The sequence below is a fragment of the Novosphingobium sp. YAF33 genome, from assembly GCF_052113265.1.
Lineage (GTDB): Bacteria > Pseudomonadota > Alphaproteobacteria > Sphingomonadales > Sphingomonadaceae > Novosphingobium.
In genome coordinates this window covers 370,642-376,812 of the sequence record NZ_JBFRCW010000005.1, presented here as the reverse complement: position 1 = coordinate 376,812, position 6,171 = coordinate 370,642, and the positions used below count along the sequence as shown (strand labels likewise).

At 62.6% G+C, this 6,171-nt stretch carries 6 protein-coding genes; 2 read left to right on the top strand and 4 right to left on the bottom strand.

The genetic code is table 11. The features are described 5' to 3' along the window. Positions 1–381: 381 nt before the first annotated feature. From efeO (AB4Z00_RS12720) to efeU, 4 genes are read right to left on the bottom strand one after another with little or no spacing between them, the layout of a single operon-like run. The gene (gene efeO, locus AB4Z00_RS12720) at positions 382–1,233 is read right to left on the bottom strand and encodes an iron uptake system protein EfeO (RefSeq protein ID WP_442046212.1); all 852 of its coding nucleotides are present in this window, start codon (positions 1,231–1,233) and stop codon (positions 382–384) included. Positions 1,234–1,273: 40 nt separating this feature from the next. Continuing rightward, the gene (efeB, locus tag AB4Z00_RS12715) at positions 1,274–2,578 is read right to left on the bottom strand and encodes an iron uptake transporter deferrochelatase/peroxidase subunit (RefSeq protein ID WP_314466039.1); all 1,305 of its coding nucleotides are present in this window, start codon (positions 2,576–2,578) and stop codon (positions 1,274–1,276) included. Beyond that, entirely contained in the window at positions 2,575–3,756 is a 1,182-nt protein-coding gene (gene efeO / locus AB4Z00_RS12710) for an iron uptake system protein EfeO (protein ID WP_442046211.1), read from the bottom strand. Before efeO (AB4Z00_RS12710) ends, efeB begins: the two co-directional genes overlap by 4 nt. Continuing rightward, the gene (gene efeU, locus AB4Z00_RS12705) at positions 3,756–4,589 is read right to left on the bottom strand and encodes an iron uptake transporter permease EfeU (RefSeq protein WP_442046210.1); all 834 of its coding nucleotides are present in this window, start codon (positions 4,587–4,589) and stop codon (positions 3,756–3,758) included. Before efeU ends, efeO (AB4Z00_RS12710) begins: the two co-directional genes overlap by 1 nt. A 363-nt stretch (positions 4,590–4,952) precedes the next feature. On the opposite strand from efeU, the gene AB4Z00_RS12700 reads away from it, so the two are divergent. Together AB4Z00_RS12700 and AB4Z00_RS12695 are read left to right on the top strand one after the other, a co-directional pair. Next, the gene (locus AB4Z00_RS12700; protein ID WP_442046209.1) at positions 4,953–5,663 is read left to right on the top strand and encodes an energy transducer TonB; all 711 of its coding nucleotides are present in this window, start codon (positions 4,953–4,955) and stop codon (positions 5,661–5,663) included. After that, positions 5,660–6,169 carry an RNA polymerase sigma factor gene (locus AB4Z00_RS12695; protein WP_442046208.1) on the top strand — a complete coding sequence of 170 codons (510 nt, stop codon included), beginning with the start codon at positions 5,660–5,662 and terminating at the stop codon, positions 6,167–6,169. Before AB4Z00_RS12700 ends, AB4Z00_RS12695 begins: the two co-directional genes overlap by 4 nt. The last annotated feature ends 2 nt before the right edge of the window (positions 6,170–6,171 follow it).

Sequence of the window (6,171 nt, the reverse complement as noted above, 5' to 3'; positions counted from 1 at the left end):
GGGGGCCTTCTCTACCAGCGAACGCAAGTGCATCATCGGATCGGTCATCGTGATTCCTTCCGTCAGGTTTGAGCTTCACAACCCAAACCTACCCGAAAATCACGGTGACCACCTCAGCCTTCAGCTACACCACGTCCTGGGACACGATCCCCCCAGCTTTTCCTTCATGCGGTAACGCTGACCCGCCATTCGATCCAGCCTACACCGAAAGAAAGAAGAGCTGGAGGGCTGGCGCGGGGGTTCGAATCTACCCACCAAACGTTAGGCACGCCCAAACAAGGGCAGCAATTTCGGCGACAGTAGAGCAGGCAAGTACTCCTATGAGAAACTTCGAGTGGCTCACTGTCGCTGACCTTGATTTACATGCCGCCCGGGAACCTGTCAGCTGAGCCCCAGCATTCCGCGAAGCCTCGAGAGGTCTTCGGCCAGAATATTGACCTTGCCCGCCAGCAGTTTGCGATCGCGGTCGGATAGTTTGAGGTAGGAGGCAAAACCGCCGCCGGGCACGCGGTACTTGGCCAGCGTGTCGAACACCGCCTTGAAATTGGCATCGGTCTTGGCCGCGAATCCAGGGTCGCGTCTTGCGACCAGCGGGCGCAGCAGGGTCACGATCTTGAAGGCGCCTTCGAAGTTGGCCTGGAAATCGTAGAGGTCGGTGCGGCTGTAGCGGTTTTCCTCACCCGATATCTTGGTGGCGGCCACTTCCTCCATCAGCACGGCAGCACCGCCCACGACCTTGGCGGGGGGGAAGGTCAACTTGAGCAGGCGGCTCTGCAATGCAAGAACGTCCGCCATCAGCTTGTCCGCCACCTTGCCGACGTTCCTGGTGCTCTTTTCCACCCAGAGAGCGTATTCGATGCGGTGAAAGCCGCCAAAGCGGGGATCTTTTTCAGCCTTCTCGTGATCGTCGGCGCGGGAATCGATCGCGGCGTCCAGATCGCTGAACAGCTCGGCCACCGGCTCGATCCGTTCATAGTTCATGCGCGTGGGGGCATAGAGCTTCTGGGCCAATGCGATGTTGCCGGCCTTCACAGCCGCCGTGAAGGCACGAGTATCGGCCACGAATTTGCGTACGTTTTCGTTCACGTAGAGTTTGTACTGCGCCACCGGCCCGACCAGCTGCAAAGGAGATGGTCTCGCCTGCGCCAACGCGGTTTCGGAAAACATCGGCAGCGAAGCAAGGGGCGCGGCGGCGAACATACCCAGCAGGGTGCGGCGGGAGGATAGGAACATGGTCGTCTCCGTGATCGTAATGGGGATTGCTCAGGATCGCTCAGGCGGCGCGCGCAGCAGCGATCAGCGTGTGGCCGATCCAGTCCGCATCGTCGCGAATGCCTGGCAAAGTGAAGAAGAAGCCGCCGCCAATCGGCTTGATGTATTCTTCCAGTGGTTCGCCATCGAGCCGCTTCTGGACAGTGATGAAGCCCGCTTCCAGATCCGCCTGATAGCAGATGAATAGCAGGCCCATTTCCAGCTGGCCGGACTTGGTGACGCCATTGGAATAATTGAACGGACGCCGCAGGATCAGGTTGGCATCGCTGGCAGCATTGCGCGGATTGGCAAGGCGGATGTGGGAATCGAGGGGGGTCTTCGTGCCTTGCGGGTCGCGGTCATAGTCGGGCACGTGGTGCTCGGTCGCGCTGCCGTCGACAGGGGCATCCATGGGTGCGCCGCTGGGCTTCACGCGACCCATGATCGCTTCCTGCTCGCCCAGTGGGGTGCGATCCCAGCGTTCCACGAAATTGCGGATGATCCGCACTGCCTGATAGCTGCCGCCGGTGGCCCAACCGGGCTCGACCCCGCCGGGCGCCACCCAGACGATGCGGTCCATCAGCGGGGTGTCGTTGGAGTTGGGATTGGCCGAACCGTCCCGGAAGCCAAGGAAATTGCGCGCACTCTCCTCCGGCTGACCGGGCATGGAGGGGATCTGCGGCACCGTGCCTTCCTGCTTCCAGTGCAGCACCAGAAGGTCGGAGGTGTTCTTGATGATGTCGCGCAGGGCGTGGATGTTGGTATCGGGCGTGTTGGCGCAGAACTGGATCGACAGGTCGCCGTGGCACAGCGCTGCGTCCAGCGCATCGTTGGGATGCGCCTGCATCTGCCGGAGGTGCCGGGGCCTGAGGTCTGCAAGGCCGAGGTCGGCATTGAATAGGGATGCACCGACCGAAACGGTGATAGTCAGTGCATCGGGCTGCACCACCGGGCCAAGAATACCCGAACCGGCGGGCGGAAGCAGGGGATCGATATCCGGCTGCTGGCCACCACGCGTGAGGAATCCGATCCGCTCAGTCAGGGTGCGGAAAAGGCGTTCGAGATCGTCGAGGCTTTCGGCTAGCATATAGAAGCTGGCGATCATCCCGGCGCTGGGACGCGGCGTGGTGATGCCGGCCTGGTGCACACCCTGAAACGGCACGAGATCTTGCGTGTGGGTGCTGCGCGGCGCGTCGGCGACTTGCGAGCCGCCTGCCTGCGATCCGGCCGAAGCGCCTCCGGCACGCGCCAGCGCCGTCGCGGGCATGGCCGCCAGCAAACCGATGCCGCCGCCCAGCACTTGCCTGCGTGAAGACGGGAGGCTCATGTCAGCCCCAGCGCGGCATTGGTCTTGCCGAAATCGGCAGCGATCTTCGCTAGGATCGCCGCCATGGCACGGCGCTGCGCGGGATCGAGCTTGACGGCGCGCATGGTGTCGCCCGTGCGCAGCGGAGCCAGCGCCTTGTCGAAGGCAGCGAAGTCCGCATTGAACGCCTTGTCCAGCGCCGGGTTCGCCTTCACCAGCAGAGGCGAGAGCAGTTCGGCCACCTTGCTGCCGCTTTCGTACAGGCCCTGAAGGTCCGCCGGGCTGTCGTCGCCCGTTGCGGGCCCTGATGCGGACTGGACGGCTCCCAGCGAATCCGACAGGCGGCGGAACTGCTTTTCGGTAAAGCCGGCCAGATGTTCGGGCTTGAGTTCGATGCCCGCCAGCCGCTCCTTCAGTGTCGCGATATCGGCCAGCAGCTTGTCACCCACCGGACCCAGCGCCCTGGCTTCGCTGCCGTTCGCCAGGCCGTATTCGATCCGGCGGAAGCCCTGGAACGCGGGATCGGCGGTCTTCTTTTCGTAATAGTCTGCACGGGCATTGAGCCGCGCTTCGAGGTCACCGAAGACCTGCGCTGCCGCTTCGATCCGCACGTAGCTCTGGTGCGCAGGGGCGTAGAGCCTGCGAGCCTTGTCCAGTTGTCCGGCCTTGAGCGCGGCCACCAGAGCCTGCGCCGAACTGTCCAGCGTTTCCGCTTCGGTCAGCAGGTAGACCTGATATTCTGCCAGCGGACCGACATAAGTTTCCAGCGAAGGCCGCGCCGCCTCGGCATCCGATTCCGCCGAAGAGGTGACGTGGAGCTTGCCGCGCGGATTGTTGAGCAGGCCGCAGGTGATGTCGTATTCGCCGGGCTCCAGCTTGACCGTCATCGTCTGGCGCAGGCCGGGCGCGATATTCTCGCGCTCGTCGATCACCATCACGCCGTCGAGGATTTCCCACTCCAGCGCGCGCTGCGTCTCGTTGACGATGGTGAAGGTGGTCTTGCCCGCAGGCACGGTGATGTCGTTAGGATCGCAGACCTTGCCGCGGATGGTCACGGTCACGGCATGGCCATCGGTCGTGCGGGGCGTCCTGCCGCTGCGGTTCGAGGCATACCAGAAGGCAATGCCGCCCAGCAGCACGAGCAGCGCGGAGCCGACCAGCGCCACGCGCATCAGGGGCGAAGAAGAAGTTCTGGTCATCAGTGAGCCCCGGCGGGAGAGTGGGTAGGTCTTGGTGAGGGCCTGAAGAACCAGAACAGGCTGACGGCGAGGAACGCGACGTAGACGATGACTTCGCCCAGGACCGGCACAGCCTGGTAGCCGAGCAGGCCAGCAAGCACTGCACCGACCGGGCCATCCATCGGCAGCGTTTCACTGAGATCGACGACCACCGTCTGCAGGCCGTTCCAGATGCCGGCCTCATGGAACTTGCGCAGCACGCCCGCCAGCAGACCGGCCGCGACAAGCAGGATGAAGACGCCGGTAAAGCGGAAGAAGCGGCGCAGGTCGAGGCGGATGCCGCCCTTGTACAGGCCGATGCCGATAGCCAGCGAAGCTGCGATGCCGATCAGTGCGCCTACCGGCGCCTCCCATCCTCGGCTCTGCTGGAAGATTGCGAGCAGGAAGAACACCGATTCCAACCCTTCGCGGGCGACGGCCAGGAATACCATGGTGATGAGCGCCCAGGCCGGGCCGCTCTCGCGGGCCAGGGCGCGATCGAGCGAGGCGTGAAGCTCGCTTTTGATGGAGCGCGCCGCGCGGCGCATCCAGAACACCATTGAGGTGAGCATTACCACCGCCACCAGCCCGACCACGCCTTCGAACAATTCCTGCTGCTTCTGCGGAAACTCGGCCGCGGCGAATTGCAGCGCGGCACCCGCAAACAACGACAGCGCGCACGCCAATAAGACGCCTACCCAGATCGCGGGCATCAGGTCCTTGCGTTTGGCATGGTGGAGATAGCTGGCGACGATTCCGACGATCAGCGCGGCCTCTATCCCTTCGCGCAGCATGACCAGAAATGGGATCAGCATCGAATTCCTCATGTTCCAACGACATAACCATTAATCGCTAATGACTCGCAAAAGCAATCTAATTGATTTTCGTTTTTTTGCGCGTTGGAAACGCCGTCGCGTGGGCTCAATCAACCTGATGGCGATCAAGCCGCAAAATGCAGGCTCTTGTTGCGGCCATGAATGTCGGAAGCGATGGCTGGCGGCGACAAGTCACCGTTCAAACCATAGGCGCTTGCCCGCCTCATGGGAGCTTCGGCGAATGACGGAAATCGAATGACCAGCGTCGTGACACGCTCATCGAGGGTTTGGCATGGTCAACCTGCCCCTCCCCTCGAACAAGGATGTTGCGATTAACTCGCAATAGTGGTTAAGCGCGCCGACATGCCGCAATACGTCGCAATCGAAAGATCAAGCGCCTCCCGAAGGCGAATCCGGGTGGAAAACCCGCGATTTTTCTCGCTCTGTGTTACTATTCTCGTCCACATCGCCGGACTTCTTCTCATCGTCTGCGGCCAATTCCCCCACCGTACAGACCAGAACCTGCAACGTGACGTGACCATAATCACGACATTCGACGCCTCAGCCCAAGCTGCCCCAGCAAAGCAAAAGCCCGTTCCTGCCGCCGCCATCTTCCCACAGATCGAAAACAAAAAGCCCGCGCGCGTCCAGGAACTGCGTCACCTCTCACCCGACGCTGCTACCCCGCCAGCAGCTTCAGCTAATGCGAATTTCGACCAAGCGGCACCAAAAGGCATCGCCGAAAGTCACGAACCACGCGATGCGGCCCAAGATTACCGGGAGGTATTGTTCGCGCGCCTGGCCGAGCATCGAAACTACCCGGAGGCCGCCCGTCTCCGGAACTATCAGGGCGACGGGGCCCTGTCGTTCCGCATAGACCGCCGGGGCAACCTGCTGGCCGCTGCAATGGAGCGTTCTACCGGTCGCGCCGTACTCGACCGCGCTGCGTTAAAGCAGGTCCGTCGCTCCGCGCCGTTCCCCGAGATCCCTGCTGAATTGCCCGACGAACTTGTCGTCGCCGTGCCGCTCCAATTCCTGATCCTTTCACCCGCCAGGCAAATGGCGGCGCGATGACAGCAAAGGCACTCTCCCTGCTCGCCCAGCATCGCGGCGCGCTATTGGCGAGCGTGCGGCGGCGCGTCAGGCCTCCGGTCGAGCCAGCGGATATCGTCCAGGAAGCCTTTGCGCGCGCCATTCCGGCGATTGAGGCCGGTCGCGTGGTGGATGTGCAAGCCTTCGTCCACGGGATCGCCCGCAACCTTAGTGCGGAAGCCATGCGCCAACAGCAGCGATGGTCCCAATGGCTTGTGGAGGCTGACCACAGCGAACAGGTGGCCGACGATGCACCCTCGCCCGAAGCCCATGCCGCCGGGCGCCACGAACTCGATCGGCTACACGGCGCGATGGCAACACTGCCCCCGCGTTGCCGCGAGGTCTTCGCCTTGCGCCATGTCGAACTTCTGGAAAAAGCCGAAATTGCACAGCGGCTCGGCATTCATGTCAAACAGGTCGAGAAGCAATTGCGGCACGCCCTCGTGCTCTGCTCGCGCATTCTGGCCGAGCCTGGACAGGACGATTAAAA

Bases quoted from the DNA above. Each gene is read 5' to 3' on its own strand.
- efeO (WP_442046212.1), bottom strand. From the start codon at position 1,233: ATGTTCCTATCCTCCCGCCGCACCCTGCTGGGTATGTTCGCCGCCGCG.
- efeB (WP_314466039.1), bottom strand. From the start codon at position 2,578: ATGAGCCTCCCGTCTTCACGCAGGCAAGTGCTGGGCGGCGGCATCGGT.
- efeO (WP_442046211.1), bottom strand. From the start codon at position 3,756: ATGACCAGAACTTCTTCTTCGCCCCTGATGCGCGTGGCGCTGGTCGGC.
- efeU (WP_442046210.1), bottom strand. From the start codon at position 4,589: ATGCTGATCCCATTTCTGGTCATGCTGCGCGAAGGGATAGAGGCCGCG.
- AB4Z00_RS12700 (WP_442046209.1), top strand. From the start codon at position 4,953: ATGCCGCAATACGTCGCAATCGAAAGATCAAGCGCCTCCCGAAGGCGA.
- AB4Z00_RS12695 (WP_442046208.1), top strand. From the start codon at position 5,660: ATGACAGCAAAGGCACTCTCCCTGCTCGCCCAGCATCGCGGCGCGCTA.